This window comes from Campylobacter sp. JMF_04 NA10, assembly GCF_027737655.1.
In the GTDB taxonomy this organism is placed as follows: domain Bacteria; phylum Campylobacterota; class Campylobacteria; order Campylobacterales; family Campylobacteraceae; genus Campylobacter_B.
Window position 1 is genome coordinate 153,524 of sequence record NZ_JAOVTZ010000002.1, and the last position, 17,231, is coordinate 170,754.

The window sequence follows — 17,231 nt, forward strand, 5'->3', positions numbered from 1 at the left end:
TTTCTCCTTTTTACTTATAATTTCTATTTATAATTTTTCATCGCGCTTCTAGCCTCCCTGTCGGCTTCCTTGCGTTTTAGCGCCTCTCTTTTATCATGCAGGTTTTTACCACGCGCTAGTGCCACCCTAGCCTTGACGCGGTTTTTGTCGTTTAGATACAGCGAAGTAACAACCAGCGTAAGGCCGTCCTTGCTGACATGACCTAGAAGTTTGTCAATTTGCTTTTTGTGCATTAAAAGCTTCCTTGGGGCCTTTTCGTCTGGGCGAAAATGCGGGTTAGTATGCTCCAAATAGCTTATGTGCGCCCCCAGCAAAAACAACTCGCCTCTTATTATGCGACAAAAGCTGTCTTTGAGATTTGCCCTGCCAGCGCGCAAGGACTTGACCTCGCTACCCTTTAAAACCACGCCAGCTTCGAAATTTTCTAAAATTTCGAAGTCGTGGAAAGCTTTTCTATTTTTTGTAAGTTCTTTTATCATTTTTCTACCTTAAATCTACCTTGAAGCACGAACTGCCACTTCCGCTTAAAAACTCGCCCTTTTCTAGGCGCAAATCTGGATAAAGTGCGCGCGCTGGGGCTAGCAAATCATTTAGGCTATCAGCGTCAAAATTACTTAAAATTTCGCTTGATTTTAGCTTTAAAAGCTTGCTAGCTAGGCCTAAATCAATTTTATTAAAATGATTTTTTCTAAATTCCCTATACACTGCGCCAGTATCGCAAAATAGCCCTTTTAGGCAAAGCCTAAGTGGCGGGATTTCATCATCAAAGGCTTCGATTATTTCGCCTTTGCCACTCACATTTGCGCTTTTTTCGCCACTTAAAAAAAAGCAAATATCGCTTCCGAGCGAATTTGCGATTTGCATTAAATTTGGCTTTGAAATTCCCAAATTTAGCTCATCATTTATCATTTTTAAAAACGCGGCGCAGTTACTACTACCGCCACCCAATCCACCGCCTGCTGGAATTTGTTTGTAAAGTTTTACATAAAATTTTGCAAAAAATTCATCGAGCTCGTTTTTGTAACCGCTCTCGCACAGCCGCTCGTATGCGCTTTGGATTATGTTTTTACCGGCGATTTCTTTGTTGCACTCTATGCAAAATCCACTCCGCTCGCCTCGCTCAAAGCTGATTTCGTCGTAAATTTCATCGCAAATTACAAAACGAGAGGCGATGTTATGAAATGCGCCGTTTGCGCCAGTAATTTTCAAAAAAACATTTATTTTAGCAAAACTTTTCAAATCTTTATCCTATTCCATAAATATTTTACTTCGCCATCGCAAATTTCGATTATTGCGTGAAATTCGCCCAAATTTATCAAATATTCGCCACTGTTTTGAAATTTAAAATTTTGCGCGCGAAGTTTTTTGCCGAGCAAAATTTCATTTTTATCGCCATTATAAAAATTTTCTTTTAAATTTAGATAATCTTTGGGATTTATACTCGCTTCGTCATCAAATTTGGCATTTTCTAGGCTAAATTCGCCCTCGCTTACTCGGCAAAGCGCGCTTAGTGTCCCGCACACGCCTAACTTTTCGCATAAAAGTTTGCCGTATGAGCGGATATATCCGCCCTCGCTAACTGAAATTTTAAAGCTCAAAAACGGGTGGCGATAGCTTAGGATTTCGCACTCATACACGCTCATAACCTGCTCTTTAAGCGCTACTTCCTCGCCACGCCTTGCTAGCTCATAGGCCCTGACGCCATCTATTTTTTTCGCGCTAAATTTTGGTGGCGTGTATCGCACTTCGCCCAGCAAGCTATCCCTTGCGCCCAAAATTTGCTCAATGCTAAGCTTTGGCACATTTTCTACGCTATAAATATTTTCGTTATCGCCACTTTCGCTACTAGCACCAAACCACAGCGTGGCGATATAGACTTTGGGCGATTTACGCAAAAATCGAAAAAACCGCGTGTATTCGCCAAAACCAATGACCAAAGCCCCGCTAGCAAAGGGATCTAGCGTGCCAGAAAATCCAGCTTTTTTCACGCTGTATTTGCGCTTCAAGCGTCCTAAAAACTGATTTGATGAAATTCCGGCAGGTTTGTTTGCTAAAAAAAGTCTATTCATACTAGTTTTTGCACGAAATTTTTCATTATCATGCGCTCAATTCCGCCGAAATTTATGGTAAGTTTGTCGCCATTTACCGCGCTTACTTTGCCCATGCCAAAGAGTTTGTGGGTGATTAAATCGCCCTTTTTAAACTCGCCGTCGCTTTGTGGGCTAAGTGGGGTGTCGATTAGCCCTGCTTCGCCTAAAAATCGTGATTTGGATAGATAATCTCGTTTCCCGCGATAAAAGCGCGAGTTTGCAAAACTAAGCGTTAGCTCTTTTTTCGCCCTAGTTATGGCTACATACGCTAGCCTGCGCTCCTCTTCTAAATCTGTCGTGTCGCTGATGATTGGGAAAAACCCCTCTTCAAGCCCAATGACAAAAAGGTGCGAAAACTCCAAACCCTTGCTAGCATGCACGCTCATGATATTTATCGCCTCTGCGCTGATATTGTCTTGATCGCTAAGAAGTGCCAAATCGTTTAAAAACTCGCCCAAATCAAAATTTGGCTTATTTACGGCTTCATCTTTTAGCATAGCGCAAAATTCGTTGATATTAGCCAATCTATCATCGCCCTCTGGCATGCTCTCGTAGTATTCTTTTAGCTCAAATTTATCCAGCACTCCGTCGATTTTTTTCTCCACGCTTGGCTCGTGCGAGAGTTCGTTTATGTGGAGTTTGAGCTTTTCTAGGGCTTCTTTTGCTTTGGCGCTTAGATTTGCACCCTGATCCGAAAACGCGTCAAACAGGCTTAAATGCTTCCTTGCGCCGATTTCATCGAGCCTTGCAAGGCTAACCTTGCCAATGCCCCTTTTTGGGACATTTATAATGCGACGCATTGAAAAATCGTCGTTTTCGTTGATGATTAGGCGCAGGTATGCGATGATATCTTTGATCTCAGCTCTTTCGTAAAATTTCACGCCACCTACTATGCGATACGCGATTTTCGCGCGGTTTAGCCCCTCTTCGAGTGCGCGCGAAAGGGCATTTACGCGGTAAAGCACGGCGATTTGGGCTGGGTGGATACCTGAGTTTATGAGCTCTTTGATTTTCGCCGCTACTTGCGCGCTTTCGTCGCTTTCGTTTTCGCAGTGTAGGATTTTGATATCTTCGCCCTTGCCAAATGTGCTTTTTAAATTTTTGCCAAGGCGGTTTTTGTTGTGTGAGATTAGCTCGTTTGCAGCGAAGAGAATTTGGCTAGTCGAGCGGTAATTTTCCTCTAATTTCACATATTTTACATTTTCGAATTGATCGCGAAATTTTAGGATATTTTCTACCCTAGCCCCACGCCAGCTATAAATGCTCTGATCATCATCGCCCACGACGGTTAAATTTTGGTGCGCTTTGCAAAGCTTTTGTAGCAGCTTAAACTGAATTTCGTTCGTGTCTTGATACTCATCGACGGTTATGTAGGTGTATTGGCGCGAAACTTCATCGCAAAGAGCCTCGTTTGCGTCTAAAATTTTATAAGGAAGCACGAGCAAATCATCGAAATCGACTAAATTATTGCTTAGCAAATACTCCTCGTATCTGGTGTAGGCTTCTAGCATTTTGGCGTAAAATCCCTCGTTTGCCTGCTTGATATCATCGCTTAGCGAGGCGATATTGTTTTTAAGCTCATCTGGGCTAATTAGGGCGTTTTTGTATTTTGAAATTTCATTTGCCATGGTGCTTGTTTGCAAATTTATCTCAAACGATTTTAGGATTTTTTTCTTATCGTCTGTATCTATGACGGCGAAATTTGGCTTACGGCCAAGCTCGCTAATGTAAAATTTCAAAAACAAAAGTCCAAATTTATGAAATGTGCATAGCAGTGGCACACCCACTTCAAGCCCTAAATTTGCGATTAGATTAAGCGCGCGAGAGCGCATTTCGCTAGCTGCTTTATTTGTGAAAGTTAGCGTGAGCGTGTTTTGCGCGGGCACGCCGTTTGCTAGCAGGTAAGCTAGGCGCGCGGTGATTGTTTTAGTTTTGCCACTACCTGCGCCTGCTAAAATCAGCATAGCTCCGTCTATGTGCAGTGCTGCCCTGCGCTGAGCCTCGTTTAATTCGTCTAAAAATTTCATATCTTTCCTATCTAGCAAAAATTCTGCGAGATCTCTCTTTTTTGATCCACTCGCTATCAATTTTGGCTAAATTTACAGCCACTGGGGTATTAGCTTGGACTAGCTCCATTATAGCATACAGCGGGATTGATACGACCGCTGCGAAATCCTCGCTACCAAAACCAGCTTCAAATTTCAAATCGTCTTTTTGGATATGCGCGCTTGAAAGCGTGTAGTTTTCTAGCTCGAAGAAAATCACAGGTTTTTTGATAAAGCCTGCACTTACCTCGCTAGGAAGTTCAGGGTCGAATTTCACCTCGCTTGTGCGCGCTACCACGCCAAAACTCTCGCCAAGCTCGAAAAAAAGCTCCAAAATTTCCTTTATATGCGCAATCTCTTTTTGTATGAATTTTTCGTTTTCTAAAATCATCTTTATTCCTTTACAAACTCGCTAACAAGGGAGCGAATTTGAGAAATTCCAATCTCCCAAAATTTATCATCGTCTAAATTTAGCCCAAATTTTGCGACTAAATTTTTAGGCGAATCACTTCCGCCCGAGCTTAAAAATTCAGTGTAAATTTCGGCGAAATTTGAAATTTTGCCACTTTTATACAGCCCATAAAGCGCCAAAACTAGCAACTGCGCAAAGCCATAAGAGTAGCAGTAAAACGGCGTATGGATAAAGTGCGGTATATAACTCCACCAAATTTTATATTCATCTCTAAGTTCTAGCGCCTCGCCAAACATTTTTTTGGACTCTTCTAGCCAAATTTCATTGATTTGCTCGGTGGCTAGCTCATCAGGCGAGGCGTGAATTCTGCGCTCAAATGTCGTAAATCCTATCTGGCGATACAGCGTGGCAAAAATATCTTCGAGTTTGTTTGCTATCATGGCGCGAGCCACGCTTTTATCCGCGCGCGAGAGCATATAGTCAAAAACTAGCATTTCGCAAAATACAGAGGCTGTCTCAGCCGTGGTAAGTGGCGTAAATGAGTAAAAATATCCAGCATTGTAGCTTAGATACTGGTGGATTGCATGGCCTAACTCGTGCGCTAGGGTGAATACATCGCGACGCTTGGCGGTGAAATTTAGTAGCACAAACGGGTGCGTATCAGCCGAACCAGAGTGCGAAAATGCGCCACTTTGTTTATTTGGCTTTGGCATGGCATCAATCCAGTTTTTCGCAAACGCTTCCCTTGCGATTTGCCCAAATTTAGGGCTAAATTTATCAAAGGCGTCAAGGACGATTTGCCTAGCCTCATCAAAGCTAAATTTGCTATCGTCGTTTAAATTTAGCGGTGCGTATCGATCAAAATCATAGAGCTTTTCAAGCCCCAAAATTTCGCGCTTTTTATCATAGTAGCGCCACACTAAATCAAAATTTCGCTCGGTTGCGCTAATGAGCGCATCTACGCTTGATTTTTCGATTTGGTTTTCTTCGTGCATGATTAGCTCGCCCTGGCCGTATCCACGAAGCTCGCAACTGATTTTAAGGCTAGTTTTTATCATATTATAAATGTAGGTTAAAAGGTGTGAATTTTGCTCTAAGACCGCACTTAGCGAGACTGCGGCCTGCTTGCGTGCATTTCTATCGCTATCGTAAAGGTGTGATAAAAGCTCCTCTTCACTGATTTTCTCGCCCCCAAAGTCAAATTTTAGCCTTGCCATACTCTCATCAAACAGCCTCGAAAACGCCTCTGCGCCAACCACGCTCGTTTTTAGCAAAACCTTTTCTTCAAGCAGGCTTAACTGGTGCGATTTGTGTTTTTTAAGCAAATTTAAATAGTAAGCAAAACGCCCGCTACCCGCGATGAAATTTTGCGCTCTCTCCTCGCTAAGCTCGTTAAATTCTAGCTCGAAAAATAGCAAATTTTGGGCGATATCGTTGCAGATTTGCTCCACTTTGGCCTGCCTTGCTCCACGCGTAGTATCTCTGGCGAAATCTAAATGCACGAAGCTCATAATCTTTGAAATTTGCGCGTTTATGCGCTCGTATTCGCCTAACGCTTCGCAAAATTCATCGCAGGTTAAATTCGCTAAATTTCCCCTAAATTTCGCCTCAAATTCGCTAGCCTTAGTGCGTGTATTTTCTATGGCAAGCTCAAATTTTTCCTCGTTTTGAAATAATTCACTCAAATCCCAATTCATACTTTTCCTTTAAATTTTTGGCGCAATTCTAGCCAAAAAGAGTTATACAGTGGTAAGCGACCAAAAATTTGGTCGCTTAAATTTTTAAATTTTAATGTTTTGAAGTTTGTGAAACGATAATTGTAAAAAGTGCGTCGGTAGAGCTATTTAGGGCTGTTTCCATTGAGTCTTGGATTACAGAGATTATGACACCGACGGTGATGACCTTAAATGCGATATCGTTGTCGATACCAAAAAGCGCACAAGCAAGCGGAATAAGCATAAGCGAACCGCCAGGCACGCCACTTGTACCACATGCGCCCACAGCTGAGACTACGCATAGAAGTAAAGCTGTGCCAAAATCAGGGTGAATTCCTAGCGTGTATGCAGTCGAAAGTGCCAAAATAGCGATAACCACAGCGGCTCCCGCCATATTTACGGTAGCTCCCAGCGGAATTGAAATTGAGCTTAACTCATCATCGACGCCGAGTTTTTTGCAAAGGTTCATATTCACAGGGATATTCGCAGCCGATGAGCGTGTGAAAAACGCTGGGATTCCGCTCTCTTTAAGGCAGGTAAAGACGATAGGGAAAGGGTTTTTCTTGGTTACGAAAAATACGATTAGCGGATTTACCACAACAGCTACTAAAATAAGCGCTAGCACAAGCACGCCTGTAAGCTTAGCATAGGTTGCTAGACCTTCCACGCCCAAATCATACACAGTGTAGGTAATAATGCCAAAAATACCGATTGGCGCAAGCTGGATTACGACTTGGATTATTTTCGTTACACCTTCGCTTAAATCGCCGATGAAGCGTTTGGTTTCGTTCGTGCAAAATTTAAGTGCGATTCCAAGTCCTACCGCCCATGCGACAATACCGACATAATTACCGCTAGATAGTGCATTTACAGGGTTATCAACGATTTTGAAAAATGTAGTTTTTAGCACTTCCCAGACATTTGCAGGTGCAGGTGAGTTTGCCGCGCCAACGCCATCAAGCGCAATCGGAGTTGGAAACATAAAGCTAACGCCAACGCCAACAAAAGCAGCCAAAAGCGTGCCTACGATATAAAGCACGATAACTCTTTTTAGCCCTGTCGTGCTTCCAAAAGTTTTATTGACAAGCGAACTTAAAATTAGAATAAAAACTAGCACTGGGGCGACAGCTTTAAGCGCACTTACGAAAAAATCACCAAACAATCTAGCCAAATTCGCGATATTACTCCACGCATTTGTTTCACCGCCGTCCAAATCCAGCCCAGATACACCGACCCTAGCAAAATACCCTAGCGCAGCACCGAGCAAAAGTCCGATGATAATGCGCATTATCAGGCTTTTGTTGCTGTAACTTTGTATCAGCTTATCTAAGTAAGTCATCTTGCCTCCCTTTCAATGAGTAAAATTTGTCGCAATATATCTAAATTTTTATTTAACATTATTTAAATTCTTTAAAAATTTAATAAAATTTCATTTTACATTAAATATTAAACGCTAGAATTACGCCCAAAATTTTCAAAATTTTAGGAGCTTAAATGTATCTATTCACAAGCGAGGTCGTAAGCCCTGGTCACCCAGATAAATGCGCCGACATAATCGCAGATTCAATTGTCGATGAAATTTTAAAAAAAGATCCCAAAGGACGCGTAGCTAGCGAGGTTTTCGTAGCGGGCAAACATATCGTAATCGGCGGCGAAGTAAATGCTAAGGTCGATTTTACGCACGATGATTATCGCCATATCGTCAAACGCGCTCTTAGCGACATTGGCTACAATGACAATCCATTTTTTACCCGCGAGCAGTGCCTGCACCCGCAAGATGTCGAGGTCGATGTATATCTAAACCAACAAAGCCCAGATATCAACCAAGGCGTAGATCAAGAAAGTGGCGAGATCGGCGCAGGAGATCAAGGCATAATGTTTGGCTTTGCAAGCTCGGAGACGCAAAATTTCATGCCAGCAGCGATTACTTATGCAAGGCTTCTTTGCGATAAGGTTTATGAGTATGCCAAAACTCACCCAAATCAGCTTGGTGTGGATATTAAAACACAAGTTACGCTTGATTATGGCACGAAGTCAAATTTCGAAGACTGCAAACCACAATCAATCCACACAATCGTAGTAAGCGCGCCTTGCGTGGAGAGTATGAGTATCGAATATGTGCGAGAATTAATCCAAAATTTAATCGACACAGCAGGTCTTCCAAAAGAGCTTTATCAAAAAGAAAAAACCATAATTTATATCAACCCAACAGGTCGCTATGTAAATCACAGCTCGCTTCACGATAGCGGTTTGACTGGTCGCAAACTCATCGTCGATAGCTTTGGCGGATATTCGCCAATCGGTGGTGGCGCACAATCTAGCAAAGACTACACCAAAGTCGATCGCTCGGGGCTTTACGCAGCGCGCTATATCGCTAAAAATATCGTCGCAGCAGGTCTAGCAAAAAAATGTATAATCCAGTTAAGCTATGCTATCGGCGTGGCAAAACCAGTTAGCGTGAGTGTCGATTGTATGGGCACAAACGCTGGTATTGATGATGATACACTCTCGAAATTTGTCCTCGAAAATTTCGCCCTAACTCCGCGCTGGATTACTGAGAAATTCGGCCTAGACAAACCAAGTGCCCAGACATTTTTATACGCAAAAGTAGCTGCTTACGGCCAAGTCGGCAACCCAAAATACCCATGGGAGCAACTCGATAGCGTAGAGCTTTTCAAATCTTTGAAAAAATAAAATTTCGCAAGGAATTTAACCTTGCGAAATTTTTAAATTCTTAGTTATTTTATGACAATTTAATCTTAAATTTAACTCCGAGAAATTCCGATAAATTCGGCGAAATTTAACACTTTTTTAAGTAAAATTTTTGCAAAATATCGCATACTTTTAAGGGGTGAAAATGCAAGAAAAACACTACGAAGTCGTCATCGTCGGCGGCGGTATTTCTGGCGGTGCGCTAGCATATACTTTGGCGCAATACACTGATATAAAATCCATCGCAATCATCGAAAAATACGAAGGTTTAGCCACGCTAAATACAAAAGGCACGGCAAATTCGCAAACGATTCATTGTGGCGATATCGAGACAAACTACACAATCGACAAAGCCAAAAAGGTCAAACGCGCAGCCGATATGATTGCGAAATACTGCAAAAAGCACGATTATATCGGTAAATTTATCTTTGAAGGGCAAAAAATGGCAATCGGCGTGGGCGATAGCGAGGTCGCTTTTATCAAAGATCGCTATGAGGTTTTCAAAGAGCTTTATCCGTATTTGGAATTTTATGACAAAGATAAGCTAAAACAGATCGAGCCAAAGGTCATTTTCGATAGCAATGGCAACCCTCGCCCCGAAGATGTCGCAGGTCTTGGTGTGCAAACTGGCGCATATACCACGATTGATTTTGGCGCGATGACAAATACCCTGGTCGAAAATGCGCAAAAAACAAAGGGCAAAATTTGCGATTTATACCTAAATTCTGAGGTTCAAAATATCACAAAGGTAGGCGATAAATTTTATATCCGCACTGCAAATAAAATTTCAGTCAGCGCTGATTTCGTCGTAGTCGATGCGGGCGCGCACTCGCTGTGGCTAGCGCACAAAATGGGTTATGGAAAAAACCTTAGCGCGATTTGTATCGCTGGAAGCTTTTATCTAACCAAACAAAAATTACTAAACGGCAAAGTCTATATGGTGCAAAACCCAAAACTCCCATTTGCCGCACTTCACGGAGACCCTGACCTGCTAGCTGATGGTTGCACGAGATTTGGCCCTACTGCGCTAACTATGCCAAAATTAGAGCGTTACAAAGGCTGTCGCTCCGTGCCTGAGTTTTTCCAATCCCTAAATTTCACGCCAAAGGTCGCAAAGGTATTTTGGAACAATTTCGGCGATAGTGATGTGCGAAATTTCTTAATGCGCAATATCGCTTTTGAAGTGCCGGTTTTGGGCAAAAAACTCTTTGTCAAAAACGCCAAAAAAATCATACCTAGCATTAGAGAAGAAGATATCTATTATGCCAAAGGTTTTGGAGGTGTCAGAGCCCAAATCATCGACCAAGACAAGCTTGAATTGCTTTTAGGCGAGGCTAGAATCGACGATAACAACGGCGTGATTTTCAATATGACTCCAAGCCCGGGTGCGACAAGCTGTTTTGGCAACGCAGAGCGCGACGCTATCTCGATCTGCTCGTTTTTAGGCAAAAAATTCGACGCTGAAAAATTCGAAAACGAACTTGTAAAATAATCAAATTTATGCAGAATTTTTCTGCATAAATTTTACTTTTAAATTTCAAATTTCAACACAAAGGAAAATTTAATGAAAAAAGCAAAAATCATAGCCACGCTTGGCCCAGCTAGCGATAACGAAGAGATAATGGAAGCCATGGTTAGGGCTGGGGTCAATGTTTTTAGACTAAATTTTTCGCACAACTCGCACGAATACCACGCTCAAAATGTCGCAAAAATCCGTAGCGTGGAGAAAAAGGTCGGATTTCATATCGGGATTTTGCAAGACATCTGCGGCCCAAAAATCCGCATTGGCGAGCTTGATACGCCTTTCGAGCTAAAAGCTGGCGATCGCCTCGATATCTACGCCAAAGAGCAAATCGGCACCCAAATCGCCCCACACCACTACGCTCTTAGCATTAATCAACCCCAAATTTTGCCTATGCTAAAAGCTGGCGAATATGTCTATCTCTACGACGGCATAATCCGCGCTAGGGTCGCTCACAGCGGAAACGATGTCGTCCAAACTGTCATCGAAAACGACGGCACTCTAAGCTCGAAAAAGGGTGTAAATTTCCCAAATACCGTTCTTGGCATAGATGTCATCACGCCAAAAGATAGAGCTGATATGGAATTTGGCGCCACTCTTGGCGTGGATTTTGTGGCAATCAGCTTTGTGCAAAGCGCAAACGACATAATCAAAGCAAAGAAAATTTTGCGTGCCTCTGGCTCACACGCCCATGTTTTGGCAAAAATCGAAAAATTCGACGCTGTGGAAAACATAGATAGCATTATTGACGAGAGCGACGGAATCATGGTCGCTAGGGGCGATTTAGGTATCGAGGTGCCGTTTTACAAGGTGCCTTCAATCCAAAAATTGATTATAAAAAAGGCAAACGAAGCCGCCAAACCAGTCATCACAGCCACTCAAATGCTTCTTAGTATGACGCGCAACGAAACAGCCACCAGAGCCGAAATCAGCGATGTCGCCAACGCCGTGCTTGACGGCACAGACGCTGTAATGCTAAGCGAAGAGAGCGCAGTAGGCATAAATCCAGTCGCTGTCGTGCGCGCTATGTCGCATACGATACTAGAAGCGCAAGAGATCTACGCTTACAACCGCTTCAAGCACGAAAACCACGATAGCACCGATATCATGGCAGAATCTGCCGTTAGGCTAGCAGGTCAGCTAAACGCGGATAAAATCATCGCCCTAACCTCCTCTGGCAAACTAGCCGTGCAAATGGCGAGATATCGCCCAAATATCGATATCCTAGCCGTTACTCACGATATAAACACAGCGCGCTATCTCACGCTTTGTTGGGGTATAGGCCAAAGCCTAGTTATCGCCGAGGAAGCCAAGCTTCACACGCTCATGGCAAAGGCTATCAAAAGCGGCGTGGATTGTGGCGCGATCAAGCTTGATGGAACATATATCATGACGGCAGGTTATCCAACAGGTGTAAGCGGGACTACAAATCTTATCCGTATGTTAAAGGACGAGCAAATATCCTACTACTTACAAGACGCGTAAAACCTAGTAAATTAATAAAATTTGTCGAATTTACTAAAAATTTAAGTAAAATTTAGCTTTATTAGCAAATTTTTGGAGTATAATACGCCCCGTTTTAAAGGAAACGAATATTTTATTTAAAAGGAGCAAAGTTATGAAAAAATTAGTTTTCTTAACATTGTTTGGTGTTGCGAGTTGTGCATTCGCTGGTATAGCTGAGGAAATGGACGCAAAATGTGAAGCAGGAGATTATCAAGCTTGCACTGAGCTTGGTATGAAATACTACCGCGGTCAAGATGGTTTGCCACAAGACCACGAGAAAGCTCACTCATATTATGATAAAACTTGTAACCAACACAATTACGCTGAGGCTTGCTACCGCGACGGTATCTTCCACTCAGTAGGCGTTGGTGCAGAGCACAACCACGATCGCGCAATGCAATCTTTGAAAATGGCTTGTGATCAAGGTCACGAAAAAGCTTGCAAAATGGCAGAGAGAATCAAAGACGATAATTAATCACTATTTTTACTCTGTTTTTACCATTGCGCCGATAAAATTCGGCGCAAATTGTCGAATTTACACAAAATTTAATTAAAATTTAACTCTATTATAACTATTTTAGTGTATAATCACGCGTTTTAAAGGAAACACATATTATTTTTACAAGGAGAAAGTTATGAAAAAACTAGTTTTCTTAGCACTATTTGGTTTTGCGAGTTGCGCATTCGCTGGTATAGCAGAGGATATGGACGCAAAATGTGAAGCAGGAGATTATCAAGCTTGCACTGAGCTTGGTATGAAATACTTCCGTGGTGAAGACGGCTTACCAAAAGACTATGACAAAGCTCACACATATTATGACAAAACTTGCAATATCGCTAAATGGGCTGAGGCTTGCTACCGCGACGGTATCTTCCACTCAGTTTTAGACGGCAAATGGCATAATCACGATCGTGCAATGCTATCACTATCAATGGCTTGCGAGCAAGGACACCAAAAAGCTTGCTCTATGAAAGAAAGAATTGCTAACGATAAATAATCGTAGTTTTACTTTTATTTCTACTTCGGCGCCGAATTTTTCGGCGCTTTTTTTATGCCCGAAAATTCTTTGTCATTGTAAGAAGCATTATTTTTGTCATTGCGAGCGTAGCGAAGCAATCTAGGGAAATTCAGATAAATTTCAATTCACAGATAAATTTATCGAAATTTATAAATTTTAAAATTCTCTCTAAATTTTACTGGATTGCTTCGACCACTGCGTGGTCTCGCAATGACACGGATTATAGCGTTTGGTTATTTTGGCTCGTAGATTGCCACGCTCGTTACACTCGCTCGCAATGACAATGGAAAGCGTAAAATTTTAAATTTAAAATTCTCTCTAAATTTTACTGGATTGCTTCGACCACTGCGTGGTCTCGCAATGACAAAGCAAATAAAATTTACAAAATTTCTCAATGACACAAAATCGGTGCAGTATTTCAAGGTTGCGCCAGCGTGAAATTTCAAAATTTAAAGAATTTCAAAATTTAAAGAATTTCAAATTTCACAAAATTTCAAATTTCACAAAATTTCAAAATTTATGTTTCAGCTCCAAGCTAAGCATATCCGAGATTTTCTCGGCCTCGAAATACTTCGCCTGCGCCTTCATATAAGCGCACATTTGGCGGTCTTTCTCGCAAATGCCATGCTCCAACAAAAACTGCACCGCAAGCGAATTATCCATAAGCGCAGAAAATTTAATAAAGCCTTCAAGCTCCTTTTTATCGAGCTCATTTATCCCTTTATACTTCAAACTTTCCTCGAAAAACCGCATTTTATCGGCGTGAAATTTCGAAAAATCGTAACTCTGCGCAATGCGCCTAAGATCGCTTGGCGGGGTTTTTAAAAGATAATCAAGCGTGATATTTTGATCCCTGATAAACTCCGCCTCGCTCGAAGTTATATCAGCGACCACGCCATTTCCTAGCGGTGCGCCGTTAGCCAAAAAATATGCAAACGCGTCGAAATTATCGCACGCACTAGCCATTTTAGCGTCGTTTTCGCTAGGTTTGGCGCCACTACTTACCAGCAAATCTATTAGCGCAAAAAGCTCCTCGCTATCAAATTTAGTGGAATTTTCGTCATTTGCCACACCTGCGCCGATATCGCAACCATAGGAATTTACGATATTTAATGGATTGTCAAATTCGCCCTCGTTATAATTCAAATTCGGGCTGAATTTTAAAATTTCAGAGATTTTGTCGAAGTCAAATTTGCCTGTGCGCGAAATTTTGGGATTATAGATAAAATGCGTAAAAATCCGCTCGCTATACTCGCCAAATTCGTCATTTATGCGCTCAGCATTTGCGCGCGCAAAGTCCAAAAGTGCGTCTAGTGCGCTAGAAATTTGCTCGTTTGTAGCGTTTTCGTCGTGGAAAATTTCAAAATTTGGCGCAGTATCTGCAAAAACACCATTGCTAGAATTTGCGTCCAAATTCGGCGCAGTATCAGAAGCAGTATCGGGCGCAGTATCCACAGAAACACTCTCGCTTAAATTTTGCGTAAAATTTTGTGATAAATTCTGCGTAAAATTCTGCTCATTTGCGCTAGACAAACAAACGAACGCAACCAAAAAACAAAAAATTTCGCCCACTCGCCCTATTTTCACTATAACTCCCTTATTTTTTCGTGCATGTAGTAGTAGTCGCAATACTGATTGATGAGCGCGCCGTCTTTGGCGTAAATTTTAAGCTCATATTCGATAAATTTTTCGCCTGTGGGGACATTTTTGTAGGTCATTTTATCGGGTTGTTGCTCTTTCCTAAACTCTGCAAACTCGCTCGGTATCATCTCAAATGAGGCTATATCCTCGATTTCGTAGCCCTCTTTTAGCCCAAAATGATAGCCATTAGTCCTATGTAGCGGGCTATTGCTATATGAACTAGATGTGAATTTGCGCTCTAAATTTAAAAAAAGTATCGCTGTTTCATTGCCTATATTTTCGCAATATTTATTTTTTTTATCTGTATCCGTGAAAAGAAATAGGCAAAATTTATCCCCACAAATCGCCTTTTGTTTTTTGTATTCTACTGACCATTTGCTCATATTTGAGGTGCGGATTTTTTGCGCTCCTTGGGCGGTTTTGATCTCATAGACATTTTCATCTACTGGCAAAACCTCGCTATCACCGCGAAATTTGCCGTATTTTTTGGGCGTGATTTCGGTATTTCTATTTAGTTTATGTGGGAAATCGTAAGCTTCAAGCGGGATTTGCAATCTTGAAATCGCCTCGAAATTTTGCTCGGCACTGCTAGGAAACCACACTGTCTTGCCCGGGTTTGAGTGCAAATCAAACGAGCCAATGTATTGTCTAGTGATTTTATGCGCAGTTTGCTTGTAAATTTCGTTTGCGCCCTCTTTTAGGGTGATATTCCACGATTTGTGCCTGAAAAATTTCTCCTTTTTTCGCACTTCCTCGCTTGGCGAAAAATCATCTTCTATGTATAAATAATGCTCCCCCGGCATATCTTCGCCCAAAAGATAATCAAACGACAAGCCATCATTATAGCGAAGCCACACGCCATGCTTATCTCGCAAGTAGATATAAGGCACGCTAATGGCATCAGGGAAAGCCCCTTCAATCGCATTTTCCCAAAATATTGGCTTTGGGGTTAAATCCGCAGGAAAGGGGTTTGGTTTGGTGTGTTTAAACTGGCTTTCGTAATTTGTGTTTATATAATCGCCAGCTGACGGCGAAAATGAAAATAAAAAAATAATAGCAATGCAAAAAGCCAAAAACAAAAAACCAGCAATACCAAAAACCCAAAGAAAAAATTTGAAAATTTTTTTAATCATTATTTTTATAGCGAATTTCAACCGATTTTTTGTGCGCTGTTAAGCCCTCGGCCTGCGCTAGTGCCATGCACGCTTCGCCCAGAGCGTCGATTGCGCCCTTGTTTAGCGCGATTACCGAGCTTCGTTTGATGAAGTGATAAACCCCAAGCGGCGAGAAAAATCTAGCACTGCCACCTGTCGGCAAAGTATGATTTGGCCCCGCCAAATAATCTCCCATAGCCTCAGGCGTGTAGTGACCTAAGAAAATCGCGCCTGCGTGCTTAATGCGCGCAAGGTAATCGTAGGCGTTGTCCATGGCGATTTCTAGGTGTTCTACGGCTAGGTCGTTCATCAAATCTATCGCCTCGTCGAAATCTCGCGCGATAATAATCGCGCCCTTGTCATCAATGCTCTTTCTAGCGATACTCTCGCGCTCTAATGTAGGCAAAATTTTATAAATTTCATCTTTGACTTCTAGCGCAAATTTCTCATCTGCGCTTACCAAAATACTGCTTGCGATCTCGTCGTGCTCGGCTTGGCTTAGCAAATCCACAGCCGTGTGATACGCACTCGCACTAGCATCTGCTAGCACGCCCACTTCGCTAGGACCTGCGATCATATCGATATTTACATCGCCAAAAACTAGCTTTTTAGCTGTGGCGACAAAGATATTTCCGGGGCCTGTGATGACATCGACCTTTTCTATCGTTTCCGTGCCATACGCCATGGCTGCGACTGCGCTCGCACCGCCTACTTTGTAGGCTTTTTTGATTCCTAGCACATGCATAGCAGCTAAGAGAAGCGAATTTACCACTCCGCCCACAGCAGGGGTGCAGACCGTGATATCAGCGACACCTGCGACGATTGCAGGCACTGCGTTCATCAAAAGCGAGCTAGGATAGGCAGCCTTGCCACCTGGGATATACAGCCCTGCGCGATCTACGGGCGTGATTTTTTGACCTAAAATTTCGCCGTGCGCGCCGAAATCAATCCAGCTTTTTTCGAGTTGCTTTTCGTGATAGGCATAAATGCGATCATACGCCACTTTTAGGGCGGTTTTTAGCTCATCACTTAGCTCGTCGAAAGCCTTTTTCATCTCATCTTGCGAAATCGCCAAATTTCCCTTAACTTCCCATTTGTCAAATTTGGCTATTTGCTCGTTTAGCGCCTCATCACCGCGCGCCTTGATATCATCGATGATACCGCTTACGATCGGCATTACCTTTTGCATGTCCATATTGCCACGATTTACCAACGCCTCGAATTCTTGCGCGAAATTACTGTCTGTGCTTTTTAAAATTTTCATATTTAATCCTAAAATTTTGATTGTAAAAATTTGAAGTTTATAGCATAATTTGGTTTTGAATTTAATAAATTTGGGAATTTAATGTCATTGCGAGCCAGTGGAGCAAATTCACTCGCTATTGTCATTGCGAGCCCAGCGTTGAAATCCAGGG

At 42.3% G+C, this 17,231-nt stretch carries 15 protein-coding genes; 5 read left to right on the plus strand and 10 right to left on the minus strand.

Going from position 1 to position 17,231, the window contains the following annotated elements; all coding sequences use genetic code 11:
• Positions 1-23: 23 nt before the first annotated feature.
• From smpB to sstT, 7 genes are all read right to left on the minus strand, one after another.
• Positions 24-479 carry an SsrA-binding protein SmpB gene (gene smpB / locus OFO12_RS03725; RefSeq protein ID WP_270858896.1) on the minus strand — a complete coding sequence of 152 codons (456 nt, stop codon included), beginning with the start codon at positions 477-479 and terminating at the stop codon, positions 24-26.
• Positions 480-483: 4 nt separating this feature from the next.
• A complete protein-coding gene (locus tag OFO12_RS03730; RefSeq protein ID WP_270869514.1) occupies positions 484-1,239 on the minus strand; it encodes a 4-(cytidine 5'-diphospho)-2-C-methyl-D-erythritol kinase in 756 nt (251 codons plus the stop codon).
• A complete protein-coding gene (gene truB / locus OFO12_RS03735; RefSeq protein ID WP_270869515.1) occupies positions 1,236-2,069 on the minus strand; it encodes a tRNA pseudouridine(55) synthase TruB in 834 nt (277 codons plus the stop codon). Before truB ends, OFO12_RS03730 begins: the two co-directional genes overlap by 4 nt.
• Complete coding sequence (locus tag OFO12_RS03740) at positions 2,066-4,117, minus strand: ATP-dependent helicase (protein WP_270869516.1); 2,052 nt, start codon at positions 4,115-4,117, stop codon at positions 2,066-2,068. The genes truB and OFO12_RS03740 overlap by 4 nt, the downstream gene beginning before the upstream one ends.
• A 7-nt stretch (positions 4,118-4,124) precedes the next feature.
• Positions 4,125-4,526 (minus strand): hypothetical protein, encoded by a 402-nt coding sequence (locus OFO12_RS03745; protein WP_270869517.1) that lies wholly within the window; start codon positions 4,524-4,526, stop codon positions 4,125-4,127.
• A gap of 2 nt (positions 4,527-4,528) precedes the next feature.
• Positions 4,529-6,244: a M3 family oligoendopeptidase gene (locus tag OFO12_RS03750; protein ID WP_270869518.1), complete on the minus strand. Its 1,716-nt coding sequence runs from the start codon at positions 6,242-6,244 to the stop codon at positions 4,529-4,531.
• 91 nt (positions 6,245-6,335) lie between these two features.
• Entirely contained in the window at positions 6,336-7,601 is a 1,266-nt protein-coding gene (gene sstT, locus OFO12_RS03755) for a serine/threonine transporter SstT (protein ID WP_270865003.1), read from the minus strand.
• 155 nt (positions 7,602-7,756) lie between these two features.
• Here sstT and metK point away from each other — a divergent pair, with 155 nt between their 5' ends.
• The 5 genes from metK (at position 7,757) to OFO12_RS03780 (ending at position 13,000) form a co-directional block, all read left to right on the plus strand.
• Positions 7,757-8,956, plus strand: coding sequence for a methionine adenosyltransferase (metK, locus tag OFO12_RS03760; protein ID WP_270858903.1), 1,200 nt, complete (start codon positions 7,757-7,759; stop codon positions 8,954-8,956).
• 163 nt (positions 8,957-9,119) lie between these two features.
• A complete protein-coding gene (locus tag OFO12_RS03765) occupies positions 9,120-10,466 on the plus strand; it encodes an FAD-dependent oxidoreductase (RefSeq protein ID WP_270869519.1) in 1,347 nt (448 codons plus the stop codon).
• Between the two features lie 72 nt (positions 10,467-10,538).
• Positions 10,539-11,981: a pyruvate kinase gene (gene pyk, locus OFO12_RS03770; RefSeq protein WP_270869520.1), complete on the plus strand. Its 1,443-nt coding sequence runs from the start codon at positions 10,539-10,541 to the stop codon at positions 11,979-11,981.
• 133 nt (positions 11,982-12,114) lie between these two features.
• On the plus strand, positions 12,115-12,477 hold the full coding sequence (locus tag OFO12_RS03775; RefSeq protein ID WP_270868198.1) for a tetratricopeptide repeat protein: 363 nt from the start codon (positions 12,115-12,117) through the stop codon (positions 12,475-12,477).
• Between the two features lie 160 nt (positions 12,478-12,637).
• Complete coding sequence (locus tag OFO12_RS03780; RefSeq protein WP_270866288.1) at positions 12,638-13,000, plus strand: hypothetical protein; 363 nt, start codon at positions 12,638-12,640, stop codon at positions 12,998-13,000.
• 531 nt (positions 13,001-13,531) lie between these two features.
• Here OFO12_RS03780 and OFO12_RS03785 read toward each other — a convergent pair.
• Genes OFO12_RS03785 through hisD form a run of 3 tightly spaced genes read right to left on the minus strand, consistent with a single transcriptional unit; the run spans position 13,532 to position 17,080 of the window.
• Positions 13,532-14,608, minus strand: coding sequence for a hypothetical protein (locus OFO12_RS03785; RefSeq protein ID WP_270869521.1), 1,077 nt, complete (start codon positions 14,606-14,608; stop codon positions 13,532-13,534).
• Positions 14,608-15,795: a hypothetical protein gene (locus tag OFO12_RS03790; RefSeq protein WP_270869522.1), complete on the minus strand. Its 1,188-nt coding sequence runs from the start codon at positions 15,793-15,795 to the stop codon at positions 14,608-14,610. Before OFO12_RS03790 ends, OFO12_RS03785 begins: the two co-directional genes overlap by 1 nt.
• Positions 15,788-17,080, minus strand: a complete 1,293-nt coding sequence (gene hisD / locus OFO12_RS03795) for a histidinol dehydrogenase (RefSeq protein ID WP_270869523.1) — start codon at positions 17,078-17,080, stop codon at positions 15,788-15,790. The genes OFO12_RS03790 and hisD overlap by 8 nt, the downstream gene beginning before the upstream one ends.
• Positions 17,081-17,231: the final 151 nt, after the last annotated feature.

Coding starts and splice junctions, on each gene's coding strand:
- OFO12_RS03750 (WP_270869518.1), bottom strand. CDS start 6,244: ATGAATTGGGATTTGAGTGAATTATTTCAAAACGAGGAAAAATTTGAG.
- OFO12_RS03740 (WP_270869516.1), bottom strand. CDS start 4,117: ATGAAATTTTTAGACGAATTAAACGAGGCTCAGCGCAGGGCAGCACTG.
- OFO12_RS03745 (WP_270869517.1), bottom strand. CDS start 4,526: ATGATTTTAGAAAACGAAAAATTCATACAAAAAGAGATTGCGCATATA.
- OFO12_RS03775 (WP_270868198.1), top strand. CDS start 12,115: ATGAAAAAATTAGTTTTCTTAACATTGTTTGGTGTTGCGAGTTGTGCA.
- OFO12_RS03780 (WP_270866288.1), top strand. CDS start 12,638: ATGAAAAAACTAGTTTTCTTAGCACTATTTGGTTTTGCGAGTTGCGCA.
- pyk (WP_270869520.1), top strand. CDS start 10,539: ATGAAAAAAGCAAAAATCATAGCCACGCTTGGCCCAGCTAGCGATAAC.
- smpB (WP_270858896.1), bottom strand. CDS start 479: ATGATAAAAGAACTTACAAAAAATAGAAAAGCTTTCCACGACTTCGAA.
- truB (WP_270869515.1), bottom strand. CDS start 2,069: ATGAATAGACTTTTTTTAGCAAACAAACCTGCCGGAATTTCATCAAAT.
- sstT (WP_270865003.1), bottom strand. CDS start 7,601: ATGACTTACTTAGATAAGCTGATACAAAGTTACAGCAACAAAAGCCTG.
- hisD (WP_270869523.1), bottom strand. CDS start 17,080: ATGAAAATTTTAAAAAGCACAGACAGTAATTTCGCGCAAGAATTCGAG.
- OFO12_RS03765 (WP_270869519.1), top strand. CDS start 9,120: ATGCAAGAAAAACACTACGAAGTCGTCATCGTCGGCGGCGGTATTTCT.
- OFO12_RS03790 (WP_270869522.1), bottom strand. CDS start 15,795: ATGATTAAAAAAATTTTCAAATTTTTTCTTTGGGTTTTTGGTATTGCT.
- metK (WP_270858903.1), top strand. CDS start 7,757: ATGTATCTATTCACAAGCGAGGTCGTAAGCCCTGGTCACCCAGATAAA.